We start from the raw sequence: 26,300 nt of genomic DNA on the forward strand, positions 1-26,300 counted from the left end.
ATTCTTTTTTCGTATATACTAATATCAGGATGTGCTTTACGACAATTTTCAACAAGTTTATCTCAAATTTAAGCTGAAAGAGTTGAGAAAAAGTCAGCATCGCTTTATGATGAAAAGGTACAACAATAAGGAAGGGGATTATAATGGATACAATTGAAAAGAAATCAGTTGCCACCATTCGTACACTATCTATAGACGCAATTGAAAAAGCGAATTCCGGACATCCGGGCATGCCGATGGGAGCCGCTCCGATGGCATATACGCTGTGGACGAAATTTATGAATGTAAACCCGCAGAATCCGGGCTGGTTTAACCGCGACCGCTTTGTTTTATCAGCAGGCCACGGTTCAATGCTTTTATACAGCATGCTGCATTTAAGCGGATATGACCTCAGCATTGAAGACTTGAAACAGTTCCGTCAATGGGGAAGCAAAACACCGGGACATCCGGAGTTCGGGCATACAGCCGGAGTAGACGCAACTACCGGGCCGCTTGGACAGGGTATTGCAATGGCAGTGGGAATGGCAATTGCAGAACGCCATCTGGCTGAGACATATAACCGTGATTCATTCAACGTAGTTGATCATTATACATACAGTATTTGCGGAGACGGCGATTTAATGGAAGGCATTTCTTCCGAAGCCGCTTCTCTTGCAGGCCATCTTGAATTAGGCCGCCTGATCGTATTATACGATTCTAATGACATTTCCTTAGACGGAGATTTAGACCGTTCTTTCTCTGAAAATGTAAAGCAGCGTTTTGAAGCAATGAACTGGGAAGTTCTTTATGTTGAGGACGGAAACAACATCGCTGAATTGACGGCTGCAATTGAAAAAGCGCGCCAGAATGATAAAAAACCGACATTGATCGAAGTGAAAACGACAATCGGTTTCGGTTCTCCAAACCGCGCGGGGACATCCGGCGTTCACGGCGCTCCGTTAGGACAAGAAGAGAGCAAGCTGACAAAAGAAGCGTATGCTTGGACGTTTGAAGAAGATTTTTATGTTCCGGAAGAAGTATACGGGCATTTCAATCAAGCTGTAAAAGAAGCCGGCTCGAAAAAAGAACAGGAATGGAATGAACTGTTCGCGGCTTATAAAGAAAAATACCCTGAGCTTGCTGAACAGCTGTCACTTGGCATGAAAGGCGAGCTTCCTAAAGACTGGGATCAGGAAGTTCCCGTTTATGAAAAAGGCAGCAGCCTTGCTTCCCGCGCATCTTCAGGTGAGGTGCTGAACGGGATCGCCAAGAAAATTCCTTTCTTTGTCGGGGGATCTGCTGACCTTGCGGGTTCAAATAAAACGACAATCAAAAATGGAGGAGACTTCACGGCCAAAGACTACGCCGGGAAAAACTTCTGGTTCGGTGTCCGTGAATTTGCGATGGGCGCTGCATTAAACGGAATGGCGCTTCACGGTGGCCTCCGCGTATTCGGCGGCACATTCTTTGTGTTCTCTGACTATTTAAGACCTGCCATTCGTCTGGCGTCATTGATGGGTCTTCCCGTCACTTATGTATTCACGCATGACAGTATTGCCGTAGGAGAGGACGGGCCGACTCACGAACCGATTGAGCAGCTTGCTTCTTTACGCGCACTTCCTAACCTTTCTGTGATCAGACCTGCTGACGGAAATGAAACCGCAGCTGCATGGAAGGTTGCCGTTCAAAGCCAAGATCATCCGACAGCTCTTGTATTGACACGCCAAAACCTGCCGACGATTGATCAGCAGGCTGAAGAAGCGTATGCGGGCGTGGAAAAAGGGGCTTATATCGTTTCCAAAGCCCAAACGGAATCACCGGCCGCTCTTCTTTTAGCGACAGGTTCTGAAGTCGGACTTGCGATCGAAGCTCAAGCGAAACTGGCTGAAGAAAACATTCACGTATCTGTAGTCAGCATGCCGAGCTGGGACCGCTTTGAAAAACAATCGGCCGAGTACAAAAACAGCGTGCTTCCTCCGAATGTGACGAAACGTCTTGCGATCGAAATGGGTTCAAGCTTCGGATGGGGCAAATTTACCGGTCTTGAAGGAGACGTTCTCGCAATTGACCGTTTCGGTGCTTCAGCTCCGGGAGAAACAATTATGAAAGAATACGGGTTTACTGCAGAAAACGTGGTTGACCGCGTGAAAAAACTTTTAAACAAATAACGAGACAAAAGAGGATGAGTCAAATCATCCTCTTTTTCCTGTTTATGCGACAAAAATAGAAGGGGCGGCGTAACAGTAATAGACAATTCTTTCTTTTCTCCTTTTGTATAATAGAAAGCAATAACGAAGCGCTGTAAAAGGGGATGAGGAAATGGAACGTCATTACTATACACACCTGATAAAGGATGAGTTTGCGAACCACTACTTCGGGCGGGAAACGGCTATGTTTGAGTTGTTTCGAGACTATCATTGGACAGACCTGACACCCCAGGAATATCAAATGACAGAAAAGCAAGTTCAATATATAACGGAACCGATTCCGGTGATACATATGCATCAGCGTCTCCAGCTGCATTTAAACCGAATGAGTTACAGCCGTTTGGATTCCATTTACCGGCTTACACTGCCCGGAGAAAAGGGCCGCGCCACCTTCATGATGAAAGACAGTTTAATTGAGATTGCGGCTTCGGGAGATTATGAGGCGGAAACGATTTTCTTTGAGATTCTGCGTAAAATCAGCCCCTGTTTTCTTGCAATGGATTTCAAGACACGGCGCTACGGGTGGTTAAATCCGGTCAGAGAAAGAAATTTTGTCTAAAAACGAGGAAAAAGAGATGTAAATGTTGTATAATAGCCTTTGGTTTAGTACACTTTAAACTAGACAACATGAAGGAGGAAATAAAATGACTTTATGGGTTGGCATCCTAGTGGGCGTTGTCGCATTGCTCATAGGTGTTGCACTCGGGTTTTTTATTGCTCGTAAATATATGATGAGCTATTTGAAAAAGAATCCGCCTATTAATGAACAAATGTTACGCATGATGATGATGCAAATGGGAATGAAACCTTCTCAAAAGAAAATTAATCAAATGATGAAAGCCATGAATAATCAAGCGAAATAATACGTACAGATTATGATATAGAGATACATGGTTATAAAAATAAAAAACCCGGAGAGGGTTTTTTATTTTGGCGTCATGTTTCACCCCAACTGCCGGTGTGCAGTTCTTTTTGGTATTGTATGAGAAGGTGGTCAAGCTCCTGGCTGAGTTCTATCGTAATGTTTGATGTCATTCCGTTTGTCATGACGATTTTAAGCAGCTCTGCCCGTTTTTTTTCAATTTCATTTAATAGATGCTCTCTAATCACAGGGATATATCCTTTCATACATAAATCTTTCACCTGAGTCGCTATTATTATATCCACATTTATACTGTTTTTCAAATAAGAAGGAGTATAATATCTCGATGTCAAATTAAATTATATAAGCTTTTTCTATAAAAAGTAATCCTTCTCGGAAAAGTGTTAAAAAAATGAAATGATTTTGTCATAACTCGAAGGGAGTGTGTCATCGTGAGTTTTAATTACTTTCTGACGTTTGGGGCCGGATTTCTGTCTTTCATTTCTCCATGCTGTCTGCCGTTGTACCCCGCCTTTTTATCTTACATAACTGGTGTCAGTATGGACGAGGTGAAAACAGAAAAGGTGATGCTGCAAAAGCGTGGCCTCGTGCATACACTTTGTTTTTTGCTTGGTTTCTCCGTGATTTTTATCGCATTGGGATATGGAACTTCGTTTATCGGCAGTTTTTTTACCCAATATCATGAAGCGATCCGCCAGTTTGGCGCTATCATGCTGATCCTTTTCGGGCTGATTACTGCCGGTGTGTTTCAGCCGAAATTCATGATGAAAGAGCGGCGCATTCACTTTAAGCGCCGTCCGGAGGGGTTTATCGGTTCGGTTCTGATCGGTCTTGCGTTTGCAGCCGGCTGGTCGCCGTGCAGCGGGCCTATTTTAGGAGCCGTGTTTTCGCTGGCCAATACAAATCCTTCTTCAGCAGTGCCGTATATGTTTTTATATGTTCTCGGATTTGCGATTCCTTTTCTTGTTCTTTCATTTTTTATTACCAGAATGAATTGGATTCGCAAGCATCAGCTGCTTATCATGAAAATCGGCGGCATTCTTATGATTCTGATCGGAGTTATGCTGTTTTTTAACTGGATGAGCTACATTCTGATCGTTCTGTCAAATCTTTTCGGAGGATTTACGGGTCTGTAACGGATTAATAACTTTTGAACTATTATATACCCTTTTGTTTTTGGTACAATAAGACTAGTTAATGTTAAATATGTGGAGGGGAATATGACACGAGTTTTAGTTGTAGATGACGCCAAGTTCATGAGGGTGAAAATCAGAGAGATTCTGGAATCGGCGAATTATACAGTTGCCGGGGAAGCGGCTGACGGTGAGGAAGCCCTGGCAGTATATCAAAAAATCCGTCCCGACCTGGTGACAATGGATATTACCATGCCGGTCAAAAACGGTATACAGGCCCTGCAGGATATTTTAGCTTTTGACCCGAAAGCCCGGATCATCATGTGCACCGCCATGCGGCAGCAGCGGATCGTTCTGGAAGCGATTGAATTAGGCGCTAAAGACTTTATCGTTAAACCGTTTGAAGCATCTAAAGTGCTGGAGGCCGTAGGCCGGGTAACGGGAACGTAAACGTGTTCTCTTTTCAAATTGGTTTTTTTTATGTTTTTGGAGTATAGTATATAGTATCAAACTCCGTGCAAGCAAAGGAATGATAAAGATGATGATTATAATTTCATCCGTTATTGCAGCGGCCATGGCAATTTCCGTGATGATCGTCAGGATTAAATCCTCCGACAAGCCCGCTTCACCTAAAAAAATAATTCTCCCGCCGATTTTCATGAGTACGGGAGCGCTTATGTTCCTTTTTCCGATTTTCAGAGTGACGGGCGAAGAATTTTTGGAGGCCATTACGCTGGGCGTGATCTTCTCTATTTTTCTGATTAAAACATCTAAATTTGAGATTAAAAATAATGAAATCTATTTAAAACGGTCAAAAGCGTTTGTGTTTATCCTGATTGGTCTCTTGGTTATCAGAATCGCTATGAAATCCATTTTGAGCACGACGATTGATTACGGAGCTTTAAGCGGAATGTTTTGGATTCTGGCTTTCGGAATGATTGTCCCGTGGCGCATCGCGATGTTTTTGTCTTACCGCAAACTTTCGAATGAACTGAAGACCGCTGATATTCAGATGAATTAAAACCTTTCCGTCCGCCGGAAAGGTTTTTTATTTGAGCAGGGCTTGATAAGGAGTAAGATCAATCTGTTTTTCCCGGAGATGCTTTTTTAAAAATTGATGATCACGCTTAGGAGTGGCCAGTATGTAACCCCTGATGATTAAATCACGGTTTATTTGTTCAGCTTCCTCCGCTAAGGAAAGTTCACCGATTTTTCCGGCGATTTTCGCTTTGGCTACATCCCGGAAGAGCTCCGGTACGGGGGCGACCAGTTCATCCAAAAACGCCTTGTCACCCTCATTCCATAAGTGCCTGCTTTTTTCAATATAATAGTCCTGCCAATCCAGTTCTGACCGGCCGTCTTCTTTCGGTAAGCGTTTTAAAAATTTTCGAAACATAAAAAACCCGCCGATAGACAGCAATCCGATCATCACGATGACCCAAAATAAAATAAACCACATAAACCAGCCTTCCAGCATTGTTCTATCTCCTCCTTACTTTAACCATATTGTAAACGAAGACAGAATAGAAGAACACATGAAAAAAAGAATAGAAAAAATGATAGATGTCCAGTCATTCCGGTTGCTAGAACATATTCTATCGTATAGTGATTCTGCTATTTGGCCATGGGAGATTCACTTTGAGGGTATATGACTGATATGACCGGACAAAAAAGCCGCTTCCATTGAGGGATGAAAGCGGCTTTTTTATGTTATAGAGGAAATTGAAAGGAAAATGAGGCAGGAGTCTCATTTGGCTCCTTGTTCATGGAGACGGTCAGAATATGGTTGGTGAAATCAGTGAAAATATGTTTGTCATTCAGATAAAAAGGAAGCATCATTTGTTTGTTTAACGTCCGTTCAAGCGTTTTAACAGAGAGCATAAATTCATTCCCCGAAAGAGTGACGGTTATCGCTTGCACCTGCTTCAGCGCCGTCAGGTCGGCTTCAATGATATATTGACGGCTTGTTTCATATAGATCGATCGGCAGCGTCTCGTCATACCAAGCATACGGGTCCTCGTAAAACTGCCGCAGCCATTCTTCCGTATCATCAAATTCTTCAGCGTTTTTTGAGTGATTCATGGAAGCATCCCTCCATATTAAAAAGCCTTGCTATAACGTATGCAGAAGCTTTGAATGGGTGAATGGCACAAAAAAACAGACACGGGGTCTGTTTTACATATCGTGGCTTGTATTATGTTTTTGTCTTGTATGGTTGCGGTTTTTCACTTTTTTGCTTCCGCTCAGCGGTTCCGGCTGGCCGGGGTTATGGCCCTTCGGAGCATTTTTATGCATATCTTTACTCGTATTTTTATTTGTCATGTTAAAGCCTCCTTTTTAAGGTGTTCCGGCTATTGGTTTGTTTTTCTTTTTTTATTGTTCTGCCGTTCTTCTTCCGTCAGGACGAGCTGGTCATTTTCTATATAACCCGCGCCTTTGCCTTGGCTTTTCGCATCATTCATGCCGTTAATGACATGATTGGCTTTCCGTTTTACCATGATCATCACCTCAACATTAATATGGCTCTTTACAGCCCGTTGTATGAGGCGGAAAATCGGACAAAATTTACCGAAAATCATGCTGATAAGACGATCTTATTGTATTTAATAAAAACATTGATATTTACTTATGTATGATTTTATACTAAGATGAAATTGTGAGAAAATTGTGATGGAATGTGAACATTCATCTAAAGAACGATCTTGATCATTGAAGGGGGATTTTGGGAAATGACAAATCAGCAAAAAGTCGCAACACAAGACGTTTTCCAAGCAAGAAAAACATTTTCTTCAAATGGGAAAACATACAACTACTATTCATTAAAAGCATTGGAAGACGCAGGGGTCGGCAATGTTTCAAAACTTCCTTATTCTATTAAGGTTCTTTTGGAATCAGTTTTGCGTCAGGTAGACGGACGCGTCATTACAAAAGAGCATGTTGAAAATTTAGCAAGATGGGGTACTGCTGAATTAAAAGATATCGATGTGCCGTTTAAACCGTCACGGGTTATTCTACAGGACTTTACCGGCGTTCCGGCCGTAGTTGACCTGGCATCTTTAAGAAAAGCCATGGCTTCTGTCGGCGGAGACCCTGATAAAATCAATCCTGAAATTCCGGTTGACCTGGTCATTGACCACTCCGTACAAGTCGACAAAGCCGGTACGGAAGACGCGTTAGCCATTAATATGGACTTAGAATTCGAAAGAAATGCAGAACGTTATAAATTTTTAAGCTGGGCAAAGAAAGCGTTTAACAATTATCAGGCCGTTCCGCCTGCAACAGGTATCGTTCACCAGGTAAACCTTGAGTTTTTGGCAAGTGTCGTTCATACGAAAGAGGAAGACGGAGTACTTGTGACATATCCTGATACATTGGTGGGAACAGATTCCCATACAACAATGATTAACGGAATCGGCGTCCTCGGCTGGGGTGTCGGCGGTATTGAGGCGGAAGCGGGAATGCTCGGCCAGCCTTCATATTTCCCTGTTCCTGAGGTCATCGGCGCGAAACTTGTCGGAAAATTGCCTAACGGAACGACGGCGACTGACTTGGCGCTGAAAGTCACTCAAGTGCTGCGCGAAAAAGGCGTAGTCAATAAATTTGTTGAATTCTTCGGTCCTGGTGTTGCTGAGCTTCCGCTTGCGGATCGGGCGACTATTGCCAATATGGCGCCGGAATACGGAGCGACTTGCGGATTCTTCCCGGTTGACGAGGAAGCACTTTCTTACCTGCGTCTGACCGGCCGTGAAGAAGAGCAGATCGATATTGTGGAAGCATACTGCCGCAACAACGGTTTATTCTATACGCCTGACGCGGAAGAGCCTATTTTTACAGACGTTGTGGAAATTGATCTGTCAAAAATCGAAGCGAACCTTTCAGGACCGAAACGTCCGCAGGATTTAATCCCGCTTTCCGTTATGCAGGAAACGTTTAAAAAACATCTAGTCAGCCCGGCCGGCAACCAAGGATTCGGAGTGGATGCTGCTGAAGAGAACAAAGAAATTTCATTTAAACTTAACAGCGGCGAAGATGCGGTTATGAAAACAGGGGCGATTGCAATCGCTGCTATTACAAGCTGTACGAATACATCAAACCCTTATGTATTAATCGGTGCCGGATTGGTAGCCAAAAAAGCGGTAGAATTAGGCTTGAAAGTGCCGAATTATGTTAAAACATCACTTGCACCGGGGTCTAAGGTTGTTACTGGATACTTAGTCAACTCAGGCCTGCTTCCTTACATGAAGGAGCTCGGCTTTAACCTCGTAGGGTATGGCTGTACGACATGTATCGGGAACTCCGGCCCGCTTTCTCCAGAGATTGAAGAAGCGGTTGCTAAAAATGATCTCTTGATCACTTCTGTCTTGTCAGGTAACAGAAACTTTGAAGGCCGGATCCATCCGCTTGTCAAAGGAAACTACCTTGCGTCACCTCCGCTTGTTGTCGCATACGCATTAGCAGGCACTGTGAATATCAACCTGAAAACGGATCCGATCGGTGTCGGAAATGATGGACAAAATGTTTATTTCGATGACATCTGGCCGTCCATGGATGAAATCAATTCTCTCGTCAAACAGACTGTTACGCCGGAATTATTCCGCAAAGAGTATGAAACGGTATTTGACGACAACCAGCGCTGGAACGAAATCGAAACGACGGATGAAGCACTGTACAAGTGGGATCAGGATTCCACTTACATTCAAAACCCGCCGTTCTTTGAGGAAATGTCTGTAGAGCCGGGAAAAGTTGAGCCTTTAAGAGGACTTCGCGTTGTCGGCAAATTCGGCGATTCTGTGACGACTGACCACATTTCTCCGGCCGGAGCGATCGGAAAAGACACACCGGCGGGCAAATACCTGCAGGAAAAAGGCGTTTCTCCTCGTGACTTTAACTCTTACGGCTCACGCCGCGGAAACCATGAAGTCATGATGAGAGGAACATTCGCCAATATCCGCATTAAAAACCAAATCGCACCGGGTACAGAAGGCGGATACACAACACATTGGCCTACCGGGGAAGTGACATCTATTTATGATGCCTGCATGCGGTATAAAGATGATAAAACGGGTCTTGTCGTCCTGGCCGGAAAAGATTACGGAATGGGCTCTTCACGTGACTGGGCTGCAAAAGGAACAAACCTGCTCGGCATCAGAACAGTCATTGCCGAAAGCTTTGAAAGAATTCACAGAAGCAACCTCGTCTTCATGGGTGTGCTGCCGCTTCAGTTCAAACAGGGTGAAAACGCGGATACACTCGGCTTAACCGGTAAGGAAGTCATCGAGGTGGATGTTGATGAATCTGTACGTCCGCGCGACTTGCTGACTGTCAGAGCTATCAGTGAAGACGGTACGGTAAAAACATTTGAAGTTGTTGTCCGTTTTGACAGTGAAGTGGAAATTGATTACTATCGCCACGGCGGCATTTTACAAATGGTGCTTCGCGATAAAATGAAACAGTAGCAGAATGAACAAAGGAGAGAAAGCAGTCTGCTTTCTCTCTTTTTATGCGGGAGGCCTTAAGATGCTTGCGAAATGGCTGGGCGGAATGTTACTTATCGGGTTGTTAGTGTATGCGGGCTGGAACATTTATTCTGTACAAAAAAGTCCGAAAGAAGGGACAGAAGAAGGGATGAAAGCCCCTGACTTTACACTTGATACATTGTCAGGAAAAAGCATCTCCCTTTCTGATTATAAAGGAAAAAAAGTGCTCCTCAATTTCTGGGCGACGTGGTGCAAGCCGTGCCGAATGGAAATGCCCGATATGCAGGAGCTGCAAAAAGAATATCCTGATATTGCGGTAGCAGCCGTTAATTTTACATCCTCTGAAAAAAATATACAGGCTGTGAAATCATTTGCTGATCATTATCAGCTGACCTTTCCTATTCTGATTGACAAAAGCGGAATTAACGGAGATTTCAACGTGCTTTCTTATCCGACAACATACATATTAGACGAAAAAGGAACCATTCAGCATATTCGCGTAGGCACGATGACAAAAAAAGAAATGAAAGAAAAACTGGATCTCAAATAGAGGTTCAGTTTTTTTATTGTGAAGGGCTTAGGTTTTGAAAAATTGGAAAAAATGAATGAAAACACGGAGGTGAGAAGATTGAAAAAAATGCGAAAACGTTCTTTTCATGAATTGGTTATGGAAAATAAACGTGAGCTGATGACCAATACGGAATATTTGAATCAGCTTGAAGAAAAGCTGGAGCAGCGGTTCAAACAAAAATAACCTTTAATTTGCAGTCATGTTTGCACCTCCTTTTGCAAAATATACTCTTAAGGAGGGATGAACATGGGCATAAACAAGAAAGACGGCCAGCCGCAATACGCTCCGAGCCACTTAGGGACAAAACCCGTTAAATATAAACGCAACAAAGGGGAAAAGTTTCATGACAAGTCAAACGGACATCCGATTGTCATGCAGACGAAAGGCGAATAACATCATCAAAGGAGAGCAGACATTATGACAAACAATTATCAAAAACCGAATCCGGATGACCGTTCCGATAACGTTGAAAAGCTGCAGGATATGGTGCAGAATACAATTGAAAATATAGAAGAAGCCAAAGAATCAATGGAATTTGCGACAGATGAGGAAAAACAGCGCATTCAAGAGAAGAATGCCAGACGCAATGAAAGCATTGAATCGTTCCGCAGTGAAATCCAGGATGAATCGGCTGCAAGAGAAAACGGCTATCAATCATAATAAAAACCAGGGAAACCTGGTTTTTTTCTCTTTCCGGCTCGTTGTGATAAAATGGGGCTAATCTGATAATAAGGGAGCAGAGAACGTTGCATGTGTCAAAAAAAGAAATAGAAGTGCGTTATGCGGAAACAGATCAAATGGGTATCGTCTATCATGCCAATTACTTAGTCTGGATGGAGGTCGGCAGAACGGCGCTGATTAAGGAACTCGGATTCCTTTACAAGGATATGGAAGATAGAGGAGTGCTGTCCCCTGTATTGGATATCAGCATTTCTTATAAAAAGCCGCTCCGCTACGGAGAAACGGCTGTCGTACATACTTGGATTGAAGAATATAACGGATTTAAAACCGTTTACGGCTACCACATCTATAATCCGGATCAAGAACTTGCCATCAAAGCGACATCCTCTCATATATGCGTTGATAAAGAGAGCTTCAAACCGATTCAGTTTCGCAAGGCTTTTCCTGATTGGCATGCCGCTTACGAAAAGGCAAAAAAATAAGGAGCGGCTGCAGTTATGGCATTTGGAATTACGCGCAGGGAACTGGAAAGATGGAAGCGGGATGTATCGGAAGGGAAAATCGCTTTTTTAACGCATTACTGGCTGGATGACCGTTTTCCGGAGGCTAAGACCGTGACGAAGGCCGGTTCAAGCGATCTCAATAAACTGATCAGATGGGGAGCGGAATACGGGCTGAAGCCGGAGTGGATTCACCATAAAAATGAATTTCCCCACTTTGACCTGCTCGGTGATACGCAAAGAAGCATATTAGAAAAAGAACATCTGACTGATCATCTCAAAAGGTTCAGGCTGTAAAAAAAAGAACGCATCCGCTGCGTTCTTTTTTTCTTACACGTAATCAAATACCGGCTCTTCTGCCTGATCTGAATATGTGACTGACAAATCGTGATTATCAAAGTACCATAAGTCGCTTTCTTCAATAAAAAAGGTAATGCCTTCAACTTCCGTGCTGGTGCCGATGTTCATCGGCCGGTCTTTTAAAATGCCGAGAGAAAAGCCTTTCTGAACGTTGCTGCATCCCCCGTAACGGACAAAGAAACGGACATGGTCGCCTGTTTCCAGATCGAGCTCTTCTTTGTACCAATCCAGCGCGCCTTTCGTTACTTTCATGTTCATCCGGAACACTCCCTTTTTGTTTCTCATATAAAGAAATTATCTCTATTATAAACGCATATGGCATTTTGATGTCAAAATTGAAGTTTCATCAAAACCATTTGATCTTCGGTTCTGTTTTGTTTATAATCCGTTTGATGTTTGCCCTGTGTCTGTAGATAACAAACGCGGTTAAGAGCGTCACTACGACTAATAAATAAGGGTCTTTTACAAACAGACAGTAAATAATCGTATAAATCCCTGTTAACATTGAAGACAGAGAAACAAATTTCGTAAGGAATAAAAATACGAAAAATACTGCAACCATCGTAACGAATAACAGCGGAGCATAAAACAGCAGGACGCCCCCTGATGTGGCTACGGCTTTGCCTCCCTTAAACTTTGCGAACACGGGGAATACATGGCCGATTACTGCTGCCACCCCTGCGAGAAGAGGATGAATGGGGACGTGCAGTAAATATGGGAGCGCCGCGGCCAAGGTGCCTTTTAAAATATCGGCTGCGATGACAACAGATCCCGCTTTAACGCCAAGCGTGCGAAAAGCATTTGTAGCGCCCAAATTGCCGCTTCCGTGTTCTCTAATATCGATCCCTTTCGCAAGTTTGCCTACGATTAAACCTGACGGGATGCTGCCTATTACATAGGCCAAAATAATCAATAAAGCAATCAACATCTACATTTCTCCTTTTCAATGTCCCTTCACTCTATTTTAACACGAGTTGTTACCGTCTGATGACAAGTTTTTTGAGAATTAAGCTGACAAAGCGCTTTTTTTGATTCCGGCGAAGCGGTCATGTACAATATATCAAAAGGAGATGGTAAAGATGCAAAATCCTTCAAAATCAGAGATTAAAGAAATCCTGGATCGGAGCAAACGGATCGCAGTCGTCGGGCTGTCAGACCGTCCCGACCGGACTTCTTACATGGTTTCCAAAGCGATGCAGGATGAAGGGTATGAAATTATTCCCGTCAATCCAACGATTGATGAGGCGCTTGGCGTTAAAGCCGTCGCTTCATTAAAAGACGTGGAGGGACCGATTGATATCGTGAATGTGTTCAGACGCTCTGAGCAGCTTCCCGGCGTCGCTGAAGAATTTTTACAGACGGACGCTCCCGTTTTTTGGGCGCAGCAGGGCCTTGCAAATGAAGAAGCGTATCGCATGATTACAGACAAAGGACGGACGGCTGTTATGGATTTATGTATAAAAGTCGCCCGCGCTGTTATAAAATAGGAACAAAAAAGGCAAAAATCCTTGGCAAATCAGGGGTTTTTGCTTTTTTATTGAAAGAATACTCTTTGCGTATGATGATGAAACAGATACAATAAAGCATGAACAGCTTTTTTAGAAACCCCTTTATACAGGGGTTTACAGTCTGTTTGCGATGGCCGGCATAAAGCTATATAATAGAAAGCGAACTCATGTTCTTATTCGCTGAAAAGGGCACCAGAAAGATGAAAAGCCGTTCGAATGTATGTCTTGCGGCCTAAAAAACGAGCCATTCGCTTAAATATGTTGCGAAATCAAGCATATTGGTTATAATTGTGAGTCCGAGGAGAATTGGACCGAAGCTTGCGCATACTGAAAAACAAAGACATGAAAACATTTAAAAAAGAAAATGATTAAGAGCAGGTTTTTTGAAAGGGGTTTGTACGTTTGGCTAGAAAACAGCAATTTGATTACAACGAAGATGCCATACAGGTGCTTGAAGGCCTGGAAGCCGTCAGAAAACGACCGGGAATGTACATCGGTTCGACGGACGCACGCGGCCTGCACCATCTGGTATATGAGATCGTCGACAATTCCGTCGATGAAGTTCTTGCCGGCTACGGAGATCATATTATCGTAACGATACATAAGGACAACAGCATCTCCGTACAGGACAGAGGACGCGGAATGCCGACCGGGATGCATAAGCTCGGAAAGCCGACGCCGGAAGTTATTTTCACCGTGCTGCATGCCGGGGGGAAATTCGGACAGGGCGGCTATAAAACAAGCGGCGGTCTGCATGGTGTCGGTGCATCTGTCGTAAACGCATTATCGGAGTGGCTGACGGTTACTATTGAGCGTGACGGATATGTGTATAAACAGCGGTTTGAAAACGGCGGCAAGCCCGTGACTTCACTTGAAAAAATCGGAACGACCAAAAAAACAGGAACGCTTACCCATTTTAAACCTGATCCGTCAATGTTCAGCGCAACGGTTTATAATTTTGACACGCTGTCAGAACGTCTGCGCGAATCGGCTTTCTTGTTAAAAGGTTTGAAAATAGAATTAATTGATGAACGGAACGGCGTAAAAGAAGTATTTTATTATGAGAACGGAATTGAAGCGTTTGTCGCTTATCTAAACGAGGAAAAAGACGCTTTATGCGAAGTGGTTTCCTTTGAAGGCGAGCATCATGACATTGAAGTCGATTTCGCGTTTCAGTTTAATGACGGGTATTCAGAAAATATGCTGTCATTCGTTAATAACGTCAGAACAAAGGACGGCGGCACCCACGAATCAGGAGCCAAAACGGCAATGACAAGAGCGTTTAACGAGTATGCGCGAAAGGTCGCCCTTTTAAAAGAGAAAGACAAGAACCTTGAAGGCGCCGATATCAGGGAAGGTTTGTCCGCAATCATTTCCGTGCGTATCCCGGAGGAACTGCTGCAATTTGAAGGCCAGACGAAAGGGAAGCTTGGCACAAGTGAGGCGAGATCCGCCGCGGATGCCGTCATTTCCGAGAATCTTGCTTATTTCTTGGAAGAAAACCGCGATACGGCAACCCTGCTTGTCAAAAAAGCGATTAAAGCAAGCCAGGCCCGTGAAGCGGCCCGTAAAGCGAGAGAAGAAGCGAGAAGCGGCAAAAAACGCAAAAAATCAGAAGCGACGCTGAGCGGAAAACTCACACCGGCCGGTTCCAGAAACCCGGCGAAGAATGAATTGTATCTGGTGGAGGGAGACTCTGCGGGAGGTTCTGCAAAACAGGGAAGAGACCGGAAATTCCAAGCCGTGCTGCCCCTTCGCGGAAAGGTCATCAACACAGAGAAAGCAAAGCTTGCAGACATCTTCAAAAATGAAGAAATCAATACGATTATTCATGCGATCGGAGGCGGTGTCGGCGCAGATTTTGAGATAGACGACATCAATTATGACAAGATCATCATCATGACGGACGCGGATACCGACGGCGCGCACATTCAAGTCTTGCTGTTAACGTTTTTCTACCGCTATATGAAACCTTTAATCGAGCACGGAAAAGTCTTCATCGCCCTTCCGCCTCTTTACAAAGTGAGCAAAGGAAGCGGTAAGAAAGAGATTATTGAATATGCTTGGTCCGACGAAGAAATGGACGGCGTTTTAAAGAAAGTCGGCAAAGGGTATACCATCCAGCGCTATAAAGGTCTGGGAGAAATGAACGCAGACCAGCTCTGGGAAACGACGATGAATCCCGAATCGCGAACGCTCGTCAGAGTCAAGATCGACGATGCGGCACGGGTAGAACGCCGTGTAACGACATTAATGGGAGACAAAGTAGAACCGAGAAGAAAATGGATTGAAAAAAATGTTGCCTTCGGATTAGATGAGGAAAGCAATATTTTAGAAAATGAAAACTTGTCGGTCGCTGAGGAGGTTTAATAGTGGCACAGCCAGAATTATTTCATGATTTACCGTTAGAAGAAGTAATCGGCGACCGTTTCGGACGCTACAGTAAATACATTATTCAAGACAGGGCGCTGCCCGACGCTCGTGACGGTTTAAAGCCGGTGCAGCGGAGAATTTTATACGCCATGCACGCGGACGGAAATACATTCGATAAAAATTTCCGTAAAGCGGCGAAAACGGTCGGGAACGTTATCGGTAATTATCATCCGCACGGTGACAGCTCTGTTTATGAAGCGATGGTGCGGATGAGCCAGGATTGGAAAGTGCGGAATGTGCTGATTGAGATGCACGGCAACAATGGAAGCATTGACGGTGATCCGCCGGCTGCCATGCGTTATACGGAAGCGAGATTATCTTCTATCGCGTCCGAGCTTTTGCGTGATATTGATAAAAATACGGTTGAATTCGTTCCGAACTTTGATGACACTAGTAAAGAACCGGTTGTTTTGCCCGCCATGTTCCCTAACTTGCTTGTCAACGGATCAACCGGGATTTCAGCGGGCTATGCGACTGATATTCCCCCTCATCATCTGGGTGAGGTCATTGATGCCGTCATTAAACGGATTGAATCTCCGGATTGCACCGTCGATGACTTGATGCAGGTGATTAAAGGGCCTGACTTTCCGACAGGAGGCATTATTCAAGGAGTCGACGGCATTCGGAAGGCTTATGAAACCGGAAAAGGCAAAATTATTATCCGCGGCAAGGCTGAAGTGGAATCCGTAAGAGGCGGACGGGAGCAGATTGTCATTACAGAAATTCCGTTTGAAGTAAACAAAGCCAATCTCGTAAAGAAAATGGACGAATACCGCATAGACAAAAAAGTCGAAGGTATTTCTGAAGTCCGGGATGAAACTGACCGCACGGGGCTTCGGGTGGTCGTTGAGTTAAAGAAAGAAGCCGATGCAAAAGGCATTTTGAATTTCTTATATAAAAACACTGATCTGCAGACAACTTATAACTTTAATATGGTCGCCATACATAACCGCCGGCCGATGCTGATGAGTCTTACGGCCATCCTGGATGCGTATATTTCCCATCAGAAGGAAGTGGTGACAAACCGCTCCGTCTTTGAATTGCAAAAAGCAAAAGAGCGGCACCACATCGTTGAAGGACTGATGAAGGCACTGTCTGTGTTAGATGAGGTCATAGCCGTCATCCGGGCAAGCAGCGACAAGAAAGATGCGAAACAAAACGTAATGTCTAAATTCGCATTTACGGAGCCGCAGGCCGAAGCGATCGTATCCTTGCAGCTGTATCGTCTGACAAACACGGATATTACGGCGCTAAAAGAGGAAGCGGAAGAGCTCAGCAAGAAAATTCAGGAGCTCGAAGCCATTTTAAGTCATGATAAAAAGCTGTTAAAAGTCATTACAAGCAGCCTGAAAAAATTGAAAAAGACCTATGCTGACAGCAGACGGTCTGTCATTGAAGAAAAGATTGAGGAAATTAAAATCAATCTTGAAGTGATGGTTGCCTCTGAGGACGTATATGTGACAGTCACAAAAGACGGCTATGTAAAACGAACAAGTCAGCGGTCATTTGCCGCTTCTAACGGCCAGGATTTCGGTATGAAGGATACTGACAGGCTGATTCACCAATTTGAAATGAATACAACGGATGTTCTCCTGCTCTTTACCAATAAGGGAAGCTATGTTTATTGTCCGGTTCACCAGCTTCCCGATATCAGGTGGAAAGACATGGGGCAGCACGTAACGAACATCATCACGATTGACCGTGATGAAACCATCGTGAAAGCTATACCGGTAAAAGAATTTGATCCATCTTCATATTTATTGTTTATGACGAAAAACGGCATGGTGAAGAGAACTGAAATGACGCATTACAAAGCGCAGCGTTACTCGAAAGCGCTTGTTGCCCTTAACCTTAAAGGGGACGACGAGCTGATTGATGTTCATGTCACAGACGGCGGCAGCCAGCTGTTTATCGCCACCCGCCTCGGGTACGGTTTATGGTTCGGTGAAGATGAAGTAAATGTAGTCGGTGCCCGTGCGGCCGGCGTAAAGGGCATAAATGTAAAAGACGGTGATACCGTCGTATCAGGACAAATTCTGCATGAGACAGATTCGCTTGTCCTTGTCACACAGCGGGGAGCAATCAAGCGGATGAACCTATCTGAATTCGAAAAAACATCCAGGGCGAAGCGCGGTGTCATCATGCTGCGTGAGCTTAAAAAGAACCCGCATCGCGCAGTCGGCGTATTCGCGTGCGCTTTAGCCGACATGATCGCTGCGGAAACAGAAAAAGGCGAGAGAATCGAAATCGCCGTGAAGTCCTTGCGGGCGAATGACCGATACAGCAACGGCTCCTTCTTTACCGATGAAGATGAGACAGGGCCGGTAACAGATGTATGGCGTATCCCCGCGTCTGATGTTTAAGAGTAAAAATAAAATAAAAAAACCTCCGCTCATTGAGCGGAGGTTTTACTATTTAGCTTTCATGGCTGCCGAATAAGTCAGTGATAGCGTGAACGACTTCGATTCCCTGCCATACAAATAAATTCAATGCAGTGAATGAAAATAACCCTAAAATCACCATTCGTAAGATAAACAACATGTTTAACAACCTCCTCATTTTATGTTACATAGATAGGCGATGTTGAACATGAAGCTCATCGAAATAAGAGGACTGATAAAATTTAGCGATTAAAAAGCTTTTCTTTCGCTGTCTTCTCCGGGAAGCGGGGCGTCTCCTGTCTGATATCACGATCAGTGAGACAGAAGCGGCAAAAAGCGCCGTCAAGATATATGAGCCCGTCAGCGATTTTTTCTCATCATCAGCATTTTGGCCGGCCTTCATTTCGTGCATTTCCTGCTGGTCGGCTACCGCTTTAAAATGATGAGCAGTATCGAACGCATGGGGAATGGAGAGCAAATGAAAGCTTGCAATCGCTAAAAATAAAATAGAAGCTTTTAAAAACAAGATTTTTTTCAAATGTTCTCCCCCCTTCATAAGTCTGAATATTTTTATTATAATACCCTAATTTAAATGTAAAGTAAACATATTTATTAAATTTAAAAAATTATTATCCTGGTTAAGTATATACCATTCCATCCATCTTTTCATCTCTTTTTTCTTAAAGACCTATTTGTTATGATATGCACGCATTCCTTATGGCGTGACAACATTTTTCGGGCTGTAAGATAAAAAACGGGGCATGACAGCAAAAGACGTGATGTAGAAACCGAAACATTTTCTTAAAAAAACTTCTCAACCACTGTTGTTGTGATATAATAATACTCGTTGTGTTAAAAGATCTAACATATGCAGCAAAAATGACAGTAAAAGATATGTAAAAGGGAGGTTAAACATGGAGGCTTTCATCAGTGAAATCATAAATGTTCCAAATGATTTTATTTGGAAGTATCTTGTTTATATTTTAGTCGGGATCGGATTGTACTTTACGTTCCGTTTTCGCTTTATTCAATTCCAATACTTTATTGAAATGTTTAGAATCGTCGGGGAGAAGCCGCAAGGAAATAAAGGAGTGTCTTCAATGCAGGCATTCTTTATCTCAGCCGCTTCTCGTGTCGGAACCGGAAACTTGACCGGCGTCGCGCTGGCGATTGCAACAGGCGGTCCCGGCGCAGTATTTTGGATGTGGATCGTAGCGATTGTCGGTATGGCTTCCAGCTTTGTGGAAAGCACCTTGGCGCAGCTGTATAAAGTGCGTTCCGGTGACGAATTCCGCGGCGGTCCGGCATATTACATGGCTAAGGGACTGGGCGCCCGCTGGCTCGGTATTTTATTCGCCGTATTGATTACCGTTTCTTTCGGACTTATCTTTAACGCCGTGCAGTCAAATACGATTTCTGTGGCGTTTGACGAAGCATTCCATGTGAATAAAACAGTTATCGCAATCATTTTAGCTGTATTAACGGCTTTCATTATATTCGGCGGTCTGAAACGTGTTGTTTCCGTTTCGCAATTAATCGTTCCGGTCATGGCGGGTATGTATATTCTGATCGCGCTGTATGTCGTGATTGTAAATATTACAGCGGTACCTGAGCTGTTTGTTACGATTGTGAAAAATGCGTTCGGTCTTGAACAGATCGTCGGCGGAAGCTTAGGAAGCATCATTATTATCGGTGCGCAGCGCGGCCTGTTTTCAAACGAAGCGGGTATGGGAAGCGCGCCGAATGCCGCAGCGGCTGCACATGTGTCGCATCCGGCTAAGCAGGGATTAATTCAGACGCTCGGCGTGTTTTTTGATACATTTATTGTTTGTACATCGACTGCCTTTATCATTTTATTGTACAGCTTTACGCCTAAAGGAGACGGCATCCAAGTGACACAAGCCGCATTGCAGCACCACCTCGGCGGATGGGCGCCGACATTTATTGCGATTGCGATGTTTTTATTCGCATTCAGCTCTGTCGTCGGCAACTATTACTATGGTGAAACGAATATTGAATTTATTAAAACAAGCAAAACATGGCTTAATATTTACCGCGTATTCGTCGTAGTGATGGTGGTATACGGATGTTTGGCTGACTTCCAGATCGTCTGGGACATGGCAAACTTGTTTATGGGACTCTTGGCTCTCATTAACTTAGTGGCAATTTTACTGCTGAGTAATGTAGCCTACAAGATCTATAAGGATTATGCCGCTCAGCGCAAAAAAGGTCTTGATCCCGTATTCAAAGCCGAGAATACCCCGGAGCTCAAGCATATTGAAACATGGGCGGAAGAAGAAGGTACAAGCCCCGAACGTAAGACTGCTAACTGAGGAAACATGCATACAATTTTCAAAAAACCCCTTACATTTTGTTGTGAGGGGTTTTTTCATGTGAAAAATCGGATTATTTTTACTGAAAACAGATTTTTTTGAATTTATTGTATTTTTCTCTTGTGTGTGTAAGGGTTTTCATATAAAGTTTTACTAAACCGGTTTACCAAACCGATTTAGTCTTAAAAGAAAGGAGTATTGATGTGGCTTCTGATTATGGCATTTTTACGATCGGTGACGCGATGATCACCTTAAATCCCGCAAGCACAGGACCTTTGCGTTTTGTTACCCATTTTGAACGAAAAGCAGGAGGAGCTGAACTGAATTTTGCGATTGCATGCGCCAGATTGAATCTGCACTCAAAGTGGGTCAGCAGACTGGGGAAGGATGAGTTCGGCAGATTGATTTATCAGTTTGCCAGAGGAGAAGGAATTGATGTGACTGACGTCTCCTATGTTGAAGGCTTTCCTACATCTTTAAATGTCAAAGAGATCAGAAATGACGGTTCAGGCAAGACGTTTTATTATCGTTTCAATTCACCAATTCTGACTCTTGCACCGGGAGATATAACAGAGAATATGTTTGACGGCATTCACATCGTTCATCTTACCGGTGTGTTCCTCGCGCTTGATAAGAAAAATCTTGAAATTGCTGAAAGGGTGCTTTCCATCGCCAAAGCAAGAGGGATTCCCGTATCTTTTGATCCGAATATCAGGCTGAAGCTGTGGACGATTGAGGAGGCGCGTGCGGCATTTCATCAAATCTTTCCGCATACTGATATTCTTCTGGCGGGCCGGGACGAAATGAAACAGCTGACAGGTATAGGGGAAAATGAAGCATTAGCCCGGTTTGCAGAGACCTATTCAATCAGTCAGCTTGTCATAAAAGACGGTGAAGCAGGTTCTGCGCTGTATCATGATCATAAGTGGGTTCACAAAGAGGCTTTCCCGGTTGCGCCTGTTGACACGGTAGGAGCGGGTGACGGCTTTAATGCCGGCTACCTGTACAGTTATCTGCATGGTTTTGAACCGGAAAAACGTCTGGAGTTTGCCAATGCGGTCGGTGCGCTCGTCACCACAGTTTCCGGTGATAATGAAGGGCTTCCCTATCTAGAAGAGGTTCTGTCATTTGTAAACAAAGAGACTGTGATTGAACGGTAGCAAGCACAACTTAAAAAGCGGGTGAGAAAATGAAAGCGGTTCAAGTACGGAAAGCATTTGATCTGATGGTGACGGAATGTGAGAAACCGTCTGTTGTCCACGCGGATGATGTTCTTGTCAAGGTGAAGCGGGTCGGAATTTGCGGATCAGATTTGCATATTTATCATGGGACAAATCCGTTAGCGTCCCTGCCGAGAGTAATCGGACATGAAGTCACAGGGGAAGTCGCAAAGACCGGTTCTCATGTCCGGCGTTTCAAGCCGGGTGACCGCGTAGTGGTTGAACCGATATCTTATTGCGGAACATGCTATGCCTGCCGGAAAGGACGTCCGAACGTCTGCAAAGCGCTCTCGGTGTTCGGCGTTCATGAAGATGGCGGGATGCGGGAATATATCGTGGTTCCGGAAAAGCAGCTGCATGCCGTTTCCCCCGATCTGCCCTGGGAGGAAGCGGTCATGGCAGAACCATATACGATCGGCGCCCAGGCCGTTTGGAGAGGCCGTGTCGAGAAGGAAGATACCGTTTTGATTCAGGGGGCGGGACCGATCGGAATCTGCATATTAAAAATGGCAAAGTTCAAAGGCGCTTCTGTCATGATAACCGACTTGAATGATGAACGCTTGGCATTCGCTGAAAAAAACGGTGCGGACGTTACCGTCAACGCGCAAAAAGAAGATCCCGTTTTGCGGGTGAACGAATGGACAAAAAAAGAAGGCGCCAATGTCGTCATTGATGCCGTCTGTCTCCCCTCAACGTTTGAAACGTCCATTGACGCGGTGTCTCCGGCCGGTCATGTGGTTGTGCTTGGTTTTGATGAGAGGACTGCCGGCATTTCTCAGCTTCCGATCACAAAAAAGGAAGTCACGATAACCGGTTCAAGATTGCAGACGAATCAGTTTCCGTACATTACAGACTTACTGAATAAAGGCCTGTTAACGCACAGCGGTCTTATTACACATACATTTTCAGCAGATGACGTCCATCAAGCATTTCAGTTGATCGAACAGCACCCGGGCAAGGTGGGAAAAGCAATCATTACGTTTGATTAAAGGAGGAGCGAGAATGCTGCCTAAGTACGCCATTTACGAAAAACTTCTGCATGCACAAGTGGTGGCTGTCATAAGGGGACAAAACAGCCAAGAGGCGCTTGAAGTTTCAAAAGCGGCCATTTCAGGAGGTATCAGCGCCATTGAGCTTACATACACAACTCCTGAAGTGGAAGATGTCTTTAAAGAACTCCGGCATCAAGATATTCTTCTTGGAGCCGGTTCTGTAATGGATACAGAAACGGCGAGACACGCCATTTTATCAGGCGCCTCATTTATCGTCAGCTCTCATTTTGTAAAAGAGATAGCATCTCTATGCAACCAGTACAGCGTACCGTATCTTCCGGGATGCATGAGTGTGTCTGATATGGCTTTGGCGCTTGAAGCCGGATGTGATGTGGTAAAGCTGTTCCCCGCTAATTCGTTTGACCCTTCATTTATCAAGTCGGTCAACGGTCCTCTGCCGAATGTCCGCATTATGCCGACCGGGGGTATCTCATTAAACAGCATGAATGACTGGCTCTCTGCCGGAGCGGTCGCGGTCGGTGTGGGAAGCGACTTGACAAAAGCATATCAAAAGGGCGGCTATGAAGCTGCCGTATCCCTCAGCAAAGAATACGTCTGCCGAAAAAACGAATTTACGGGGGTGTAACATGAATATCACGTTTCGCTGGTACGGCCAAGGTAATGATACGGTGACTCTTGAACATGTCAGACAAATTCCCGGGGTCAAAGGCATCGTCTGGGCTCTTCACCAGAAGCCCGCGGGCGAAGTATGGGAAAAGGAGGACATTGAAGCGGAAGTCAGATACATTCAATCCTATGGGTTTCATGCAGAGGTCGTGGAAAGCGTGAATGTTCATGAAGCCATTAAACTCGGTCATGAAGAACGCGGACAATATATTGAGCACTATAAACAGACCATTCGCAATCTGTCCGAATTCGGCGTGAAAGTCATCTGTTACAATTTCATGCCGATATTTGACTGGACGCGTACCGATATGTTCCGCGCGCTGGAGGATGGGTCAACCGCTTTGTTTTTTGAAAAAGCGAAAGTGGAAAGTCTCCCTCCGGAGGAACTCATCCGCACGGTTGAAGAATCTTCTGATTTGACGCTTCCCGGGTGGGAGCCGGAGAAAATGGCCCGGATCAAGGAACTGTTTGAGGCCTATCAAACGGTTGATGAAAAACAGCTTTGGGCCAATCTAGAATTCTTTTTACATGAAATCCTTCCTGTAGCGGAGGAACACGGCATTCAAATGGCCATTCATCCGGATGATCCGCCCTGGTCAATTTTTGGCCTGCCCCGTATTATCACCGGTGAGAAAAGTTATGAAAAGCTGCGAGAGATTTCAGATTCACCCGCCAATTGTATTACGTTATGCACGGGTTCGATGGGAGCGGATCCCGCCAATGATATGGTGAAGATCACCAAACACTATGCGGGAGCTGCGCCGTTTGCCCATATACGAAATGTGAAAATCTGCGATAACGGTGATTTTACCGAAACTTCGCATCTTACCAGTGATGGGTCCATTGATATTACCGGTGTTGTAAAAGAATTGCACGGCCAAGACTATAAAGGATATGTACGGCCTGATCACGGCCGTCATATCTGGGGCGAACAATGCCGGCCGGGTTATGGTTTATATGATCGTGCATTAGGAATTATGTATTTGAACGGACTGTGGGATGCGTTCTCGTCTCATGAGAAAGGGGTGAAGAGATGAGACCGATTCATGAACGTTTATCAGGAAGAACCGCTGTCATAACAGGCGGGAGCGGTGTTCTCTGTTCAGCAATGGCAAAGGAGCTTTCACGGCAGGGGATGAAAATTGCGATCGTCAGCCGGAATGTTGATAAAGCAGAGCGTGCGGCGGGCGAGATTGCTGACGCTGGAGGAACCGCGGTTTCTGTACCGGCTGATGTTTCAGCCCGTGATTCGCTCGAAAAGGCAAAAGACGAGATTATCAGCCGGTTCGGTTCTGTCAATCTTTTAATTAACGGAGCCGGGGGAAACCACCCTGATGCGATAACTGCCAGTGAGACGTATGAAGAGGATGAGCAGGGCACATCATTTTTTGATATGGACGAAACGGGGTTTTCCAGCGTATTTTCAACCAACTTTACCGGTGCATTTCTGGCATCGCAAGTGTTTGGAAAAGACCTTTTGAAGGCGGAATGTCCCGCGATTATTAATATTTCTTCTATGAGTGCGTATACACCGATGACAAAGGTGCCCGCCTACAGCGCGGCCAAGGCGGCGATTCAGAATTTTACGATGTGGATGGCTGTTCATTTCGCAAAAAAAGGGCTGCGGGTGAATGCCATCGCTCCGGGTTTCTTTTTGACAGCGCAAAACCGTGAGTTGTTATTACAGGAAGATGGAAGTCTGACAGACCGATCCAATAAGATTATGGCACATACACCGATGAAACGTTTCGGGAAACCGGAAGACCTTCTGGGAACGCTCCTGTGGCTTTCGGATGATTCATGCTCAGGCTTCGTCACCGGGGTCACCGTTCCCGTCGACGGAGGTTTTATGGCTTATTCCGGAGTGTGACAGAATCCATGTCCCTGTCAGATTGTAAACCATTTACTTCTGACTTATACTAGTGAAAAATGAAGACAGACGGGGATGAGTCTATGAAAACCATTACAATTTCTGATGTGGCGAAATATGCAAACGTATCCAAAAGCACCGTATCTCAATTTTTAAATCAGCGCTATGACTATATGAGCGAGAAAACGAAACAAAAAATAGAAGCGGCCATACAAGAGCTGAACTATCAGCCGAATTTCGTCGCCCGCAGCTTAAAACAGAAATCAACATTTACAGTAGGTGTGGTGGTGGCTAATATTCTTCACACTTTTTCCACTCAGGTCATCAGGGCGGTGGAAGACTATTTTCATGAACAAGGATTTCATATTATTGTCTGCAATGCGGATGATGAACCGGAAAAAGAAAAGAAATATATTGAAATGCTGCGGGCTAAGCAGGTGGACGGAATTATTATTTTTCCGACGGGCGAAAATCTCTCTTTATATGAAAAGATGAAACGTGATACGTTTCCGGTCGTGTTTATGGACAGAACCATTGAAGAACTCGGGATTCCGACAGTGATGCTTGATAACCATCATGCAGCCGGTCTTGCCGTTGACCGGTTTATCGAGAGCGGCATTAAGAGAATTGCGATTATTACGACGTCCATTATTCGGGAAATCAGTCCGAGGGTAGAAAGGATTGAAGGGTATAAGAAGGCGCTTGACCGCCACGGAATGATGGTGCGGGACGAATATATCAAAACAGCCGATGCGGCTGATATTTCCAATGTTTTGTCAGAGCTGTTCTCACTTGAGGAGCCTCCGAAAGCGATATTGGCGGCAAACGATATCGTTCTTGTTGAGGTGCTGAAGTATATGAAGGAGCATGATATGGCAATTCCGGATAAGGCAGCCGTCATCGGAATTGATGAAGTTCCTTTTGCGGGTTTTTTTACTCCTCCAATTACGACGATCGTCCAGCCTGCGGCAGAAATGGCGCGAAAAGCGGGAAGCCTTCTTCTTCGTCAGATACAAGAAAAAGATGGCGGTGAAAAACGGATTCACCGCTATAAACCGGCGCTGCTCGCAAGGCAATCCGGATAA

Annotated in this window: 32 protein-coding genes; 23 read left to right on the plus strand and 9 right to left on the minus strand. The window is 44.7% G+C overall.

Going from position 1 to position 26,300, the window contains the following annotated elements; all coding sequences use genetic code 11:
* Positions 1-143: 143 nt before the first annotated feature.
* The 3 genes from tkt (at position 144) to NYE42_RS09980 (ending at position 3,049) form a co-directional block, all read left to right on the plus strand.
* The gene (tkt, locus tag NYE42_RS09970) at positions 144-2,147 is read left to right on the plus strand and encodes a transketolase (RefSeq protein WP_032865999.1); all 2,004 of its coding nucleotides are present in this window, start codon (positions 144-146) and stop codon (positions 2,145-2,147) included.
* 151 nt (positions 2,148-2,298) lie between these two features.
* Entirely contained in the window at positions 2,299-2,745 is a 447-nt protein-coding gene (gene sirA, locus NYE42_RS09975) for a sporulation inhibitor of replication protein SirA (RefSeq protein ID WP_003153995.1), read from the plus strand.
* A gap of 85 nt (positions 2,746-2,830) precedes the next feature.
* On the plus strand, positions 2,831-3,049 hold the full coding sequence (locus tag NYE42_RS09980; protein ID WP_003153994.1) for a YneF family protein: 219 nt from the start codon (positions 2,831-2,833) through the stop codon (positions 3,047-3,049).
* Positions 3,050-3,122: 73 nt separating this feature from the next.
* On the opposite strand, the gene NYE42_RS09985 is transcribed toward NYE42_RS09980, so the two are convergent.
* On the minus strand, positions 3,123-3,296 hold the full coding sequence (locus tag NYE42_RS09985) for an aspartyl-phosphate phosphatase Spo0E family protein (protein WP_012117647.1): 174 nt from the start codon (positions 3,294-3,296) through the stop codon (positions 3,123-3,125).
* Positions 3,297-3,497: 201 nt separating this feature from the next.
* Here NYE42_RS09985 and NYE42_RS09990 point away from each other — a divergent pair, with 201 nt between their 5' ends.
* The 3 genes from NYE42_RS09990 (at position 3,498) to NYE42_RS10000 (ending at position 5,223) form a co-directional block, all read left to right on the plus strand.
* On the plus strand, positions 3,498-4,205 hold the full coding sequence (locus NYE42_RS09990) for a cytochrome c biogenesis protein CcdA (RefSeq protein ID WP_088056486.1): 708 nt from the start codon (positions 3,498-3,500) through the stop codon (positions 4,203-4,205).
* 84 nt (positions 4,206-4,289) lie between these two features.
* Positions 4,290-4,652 carry a response regulator gene (locus NYE42_RS09995; RefSeq protein ID WP_007410327.1) on the plus strand — a complete coding sequence of 121 codons (363 nt, stop codon included), beginning with the start codon at positions 4,290-4,292 and terminating at the stop codon, positions 4,650-4,652.
* Positions 4,653-4,731: 79 nt separating this feature from the next.
* On the plus strand, positions 4,732-5,223 hold the full coding sequence (locus tag NYE42_RS10000) for a CcdC protein domain-containing protein (RefSeq protein ID WP_007611735.1): 492 nt from the start codon (positions 4,732-4,734) through the stop codon (positions 5,221-5,223).
* A 27-nt stretch (positions 5,224-5,250) separates the two neighbouring features.
* Here NYE42_RS10000 and NYE42_RS10005 read toward each other — a convergent pair whose 3' ends face one another.
* The 4 genes from NYE42_RS10005 to sspO all read right to left on the minus strand — a co-directional run bounded on the left by NYE42_RS10005 (position 5,251) and on the right by sspO (position 6,700).
* Positions 5,251-5,679, minus strand: a complete 429-nt coding sequence (locus tag NYE42_RS10005; protein WP_007410325.1) for a DUF2621 domain-containing protein — start codon at positions 5,677-5,679, stop codon at positions 5,251-5,253.
* 233 nt (positions 5,680-5,912) lie between these two features.
* Complete coding sequence (locus tag NYE42_RS10010; RefSeq protein WP_007410324.1) at positions 5,913-6,284, minus strand: Hsp20/alpha crystallin family protein; 372 nt, start codon at positions 6,282-6,284, stop codon at positions 5,913-5,915.
* A gap of 93 nt (positions 6,285-6,377) precedes the next feature.
* Positions 6,378-6,524, minus strand: a complete 147-nt coding sequence (locus tag NYE42_RS10015) for a small acid-soluble spore protein P (RefSeq protein WP_003153984.1) — start codon at positions 6,522-6,524, stop codon at positions 6,378-6,380.
* A 29-nt stretch (positions 6,525-6,553) separates the two neighbouring features.
* Positions 6,554-6,700, minus strand: a complete 147-nt coding sequence (gene sspO / locus NYE42_RS10020; RefSeq protein ID WP_003153982.1) for an acid-soluble spore protein SspO — start codon at positions 6,698-6,700, stop codon at positions 6,554-6,556.
* Between the two features lie 231 nt (positions 6,701-6,931).
* Here sspO and acnA point away from each other — a divergent pair, with 231 nt between their 5' ends.
* From acnA to NYE42_RS10055, 7 genes are all read left to right on the plus strand, one after another.
* A complete protein-coding gene (gene acnA, locus NYE42_RS10025; RefSeq protein WP_352426986.1) occupies positions 6,932-9,658 on the plus strand; it encodes an aconitate hydratase AcnA in 2,727 nt (908 codons plus the stop codon).
* 61 nt (positions 9,659-9,719) lie between these two features.
* Complete coding sequence (locus NYE42_RS10030; protein ID WP_003153980.1) at positions 9,720-10,229, plus strand: redoxin domain-containing protein; 510 nt, start codon at positions 9,720-9,722, stop codon at positions 10,227-10,229.
* Between the two features lie 78 nt (positions 10,230-10,307).
* Positions 10,308-10,433, plus strand: a complete 126-nt coding sequence (locus tag NYE42_RS10035) for an FbpB family small basic protein (RefSeq protein ID WP_012117651.1) — start codon at positions 10,308-10,310, stop codon at positions 10,431-10,433.
* A gap of 63 nt (positions 10,434-10,496) precedes the next feature.
* Complete coding sequence (locus tag NYE42_RS10040; protein ID WP_003153977.1) at positions 10,497-10,643, plus strand: acid-soluble spore protein N; 147 nt, start codon at positions 10,497-10,499, stop codon at positions 10,641-10,643.
* Between the two features lie 24 nt (positions 10,644-10,667).
* On the plus strand, positions 10,668-10,910 hold the full coding sequence (gene tlp, locus NYE42_RS10045) for a small acid-soluble spore protein Tlp (RefSeq protein WP_007410320.1): 243 nt from the start codon (positions 10,668-10,670) through the stop codon (positions 10,908-10,910).
* Positions 10,911-10,996: 86 nt separating this feature from the next.
* Positions 10,997-11,413, plus strand: coding sequence for a YbgC/FadM family acyl-CoA thioesterase (locus tag NYE42_RS10050; RefSeq protein WP_003153973.1), 417 nt, complete (start codon positions 10,997-10,999; stop codon positions 11,411-11,413).
* A gap of 15 nt (positions 11,414-11,428) precedes the next feature.
* Positions 11,429-11,728: a hypothetical protein gene (locus NYE42_RS10055; protein WP_043021138.1), complete on the plus strand. Its 300-nt coding sequence runs from the start codon at positions 11,429-11,431 to the stop codon at positions 11,726-11,728.
* A 33-nt stretch (positions 11,729-11,761) separates the two neighbouring features.
* Here NYE42_RS10055 and NYE42_RS10060 read toward each other — a convergent pair whose 3' ends face one another.
* Entirely contained in the window at positions 11,762-12,049 is a 288-nt protein-coding gene (locus tag NYE42_RS10060) for a HesB/YadR/YfhF family protein (RefSeq protein ID WP_007410318.1), read from the minus strand.
* Between the two features lie 88 nt (positions 12,050-12,137).
* Entirely contained in the window at positions 12,138-12,719 is a 582-nt protein-coding gene (gene plsY / locus NYE42_RS10065; protein ID WP_007410317.1) for a glycerol-3-phosphate 1-O-acyltransferase PlsY, read from the minus strand.
* 151 nt (positions 12,720-12,870) lie between these two features.
* On the opposite strand from plsY, the gene NYE42_RS10070 reads away from it, so the two are divergent.
* From NYE42_RS10070 to parC, 3 genes are all read left to right on the plus strand, one after another.
* The gene (locus NYE42_RS10070) at positions 12,871-13,278 is read left to right on the plus strand and encodes a CoA-binding protein (RefSeq protein ID WP_007410316.1); all 408 of its coding nucleotides are present in this window, start codon (positions 12,871-12,873) and stop codon (positions 13,276-13,278) included.
* 423 nt (positions 13,279-13,701) lie between these two features.
* Positions 13,702-15,669, plus strand: a complete 1,968-nt coding sequence (gene parE / locus NYE42_RS10075; RefSeq protein ID WP_007611767.1) for a DNA topoisomerase IV subunit B — start codon at positions 13,702-13,704, stop codon at positions 15,667-15,669.
* A gap of 2 nt (positions 15,670-15,671) precedes the next feature.
* Positions 15,672-18,095 carry a DNA topoisomerase IV subunit A gene (gene parC / locus NYE42_RS10080; RefSeq protein ID WP_007410314.1) on the plus strand — a complete coding sequence of 808 codons (2,424 nt, stop codon included), beginning with the start codon at positions 15,672-15,674 and terminating at the stop codon, positions 18,093-18,095.
* A 52-nt stretch (positions 18,096-18,147) separates the two neighbouring features.
* On the opposite strand, the gene NYE42_RS10085 is transcribed toward parC, so the two are convergent.
* The gene (locus tag NYE42_RS10085; protein ID WP_013352436.1) at positions 18,148-18,273 is read right to left on the minus strand and encodes a hypothetical protein; all 126 of its coding nucleotides are present in this window, start codon (positions 18,271-18,273) and stop codon (positions 18,148-18,150) included.
* 24 nt (positions 18,274-18,297) lie between these two features.
* Complete coding sequence (locus NYE42_RS10090; RefSeq protein ID WP_003153956.1) at positions 18,298-18,651, minus strand: hypothetical protein; 354 nt, start codon at positions 18,649-18,651, stop codon at positions 18,298-18,300.
* A 376-nt stretch (positions 18,652-19,027) separates the two neighbouring features.
* Here NYE42_RS10090 and NYE42_RS10095 point away from each other — a divergent pair, with 376 nt between their 5' ends.
* The 7 genes from NYE42_RS10095 to NYE42_RS10125 all read left to right on the plus strand — a co-directional run bounded on the left by NYE42_RS10095 (position 19,028) and on the right by NYE42_RS10125 (position 26,300).
* The gene (locus tag NYE42_RS10095; RefSeq protein WP_007410311.1) at positions 19,028-20,446 is read left to right on the plus strand and encodes an alanine/glycine:cation symporter family protein; all 1,419 of its coding nucleotides are present in this window, start codon (positions 19,028-19,030) and stop codon (positions 20,444-20,446) included.
* A 203-nt stretch (positions 20,447-20,649) separates the two neighbouring features.
* Positions 20,650-21,606, plus strand: coding sequence for a sugar kinase (locus NYE42_RS10100; RefSeq protein WP_352426987.1), 957 nt, complete (start codon positions 20,650-20,652; stop codon positions 21,604-21,606).
* A 29-nt stretch (positions 21,607-21,635) separates the two neighbouring features.
* Positions 21,636-22,655 carry a zinc-binding alcohol dehydrogenase family protein gene (locus NYE42_RS10105; protein WP_076424227.1) on the plus strand — a complete coding sequence of 340 codons (1,020 nt, stop codon included), beginning with the start codon at positions 21,636-21,638 and terminating at the stop codon, positions 22,653-22,655.
* Positions 22,656-22,668: 13 nt separating this feature from the next.
* Complete coding sequence (locus NYE42_RS10110) at positions 22,669-23,304, plus strand: bifunctional 2-keto-4-hydroxyglutarate aldolase/2-keto-3-deoxy-6-phosphogluconate aldolase (RefSeq protein ID WP_132105958.1); 636 nt, start codon at positions 22,669-22,671, stop codon at positions 23,302-23,304.
* Between the two features lies 1 nt (position 23,305).
* A complete protein-coding gene (gene uxuA, locus NYE42_RS10115) occupies positions 23,306-24,382 on the plus strand; it encodes a mannonate dehydratase (RefSeq protein WP_352426988.1) in 1,077 nt (358 codons plus the stop codon).
* Complete coding sequence (locus NYE42_RS10120; protein ID WP_352426989.1) at positions 24,379-25,215, plus strand: SDR family oxidoreductase; 837 nt, start codon at positions 24,379-24,381, stop codon at positions 25,213-25,215. The genes uxuA and NYE42_RS10120 overlap by 4 nt, the downstream gene beginning before the upstream one ends.
* An 83-nt stretch (positions 25,216-25,298) precedes the next feature.
* Positions 25,299-26,300, plus strand: a complete 1,002-nt coding sequence (locus NYE42_RS10125) for a substrate-binding domain-containing protein (protein ID WP_060561633.1) — start codon at positions 25,299-25,301, stop codon at positions 26,298-26,300.

The organism is Bacillus sp. FSL K6-2865, from assembly GCF_040311405.1.
In the GTDB taxonomy this organism is placed as follows: Bacteria; Bacillota; Bacilli; order Bacillales; family Bacillaceae; genus Bacillus; species Bacillus velezensis.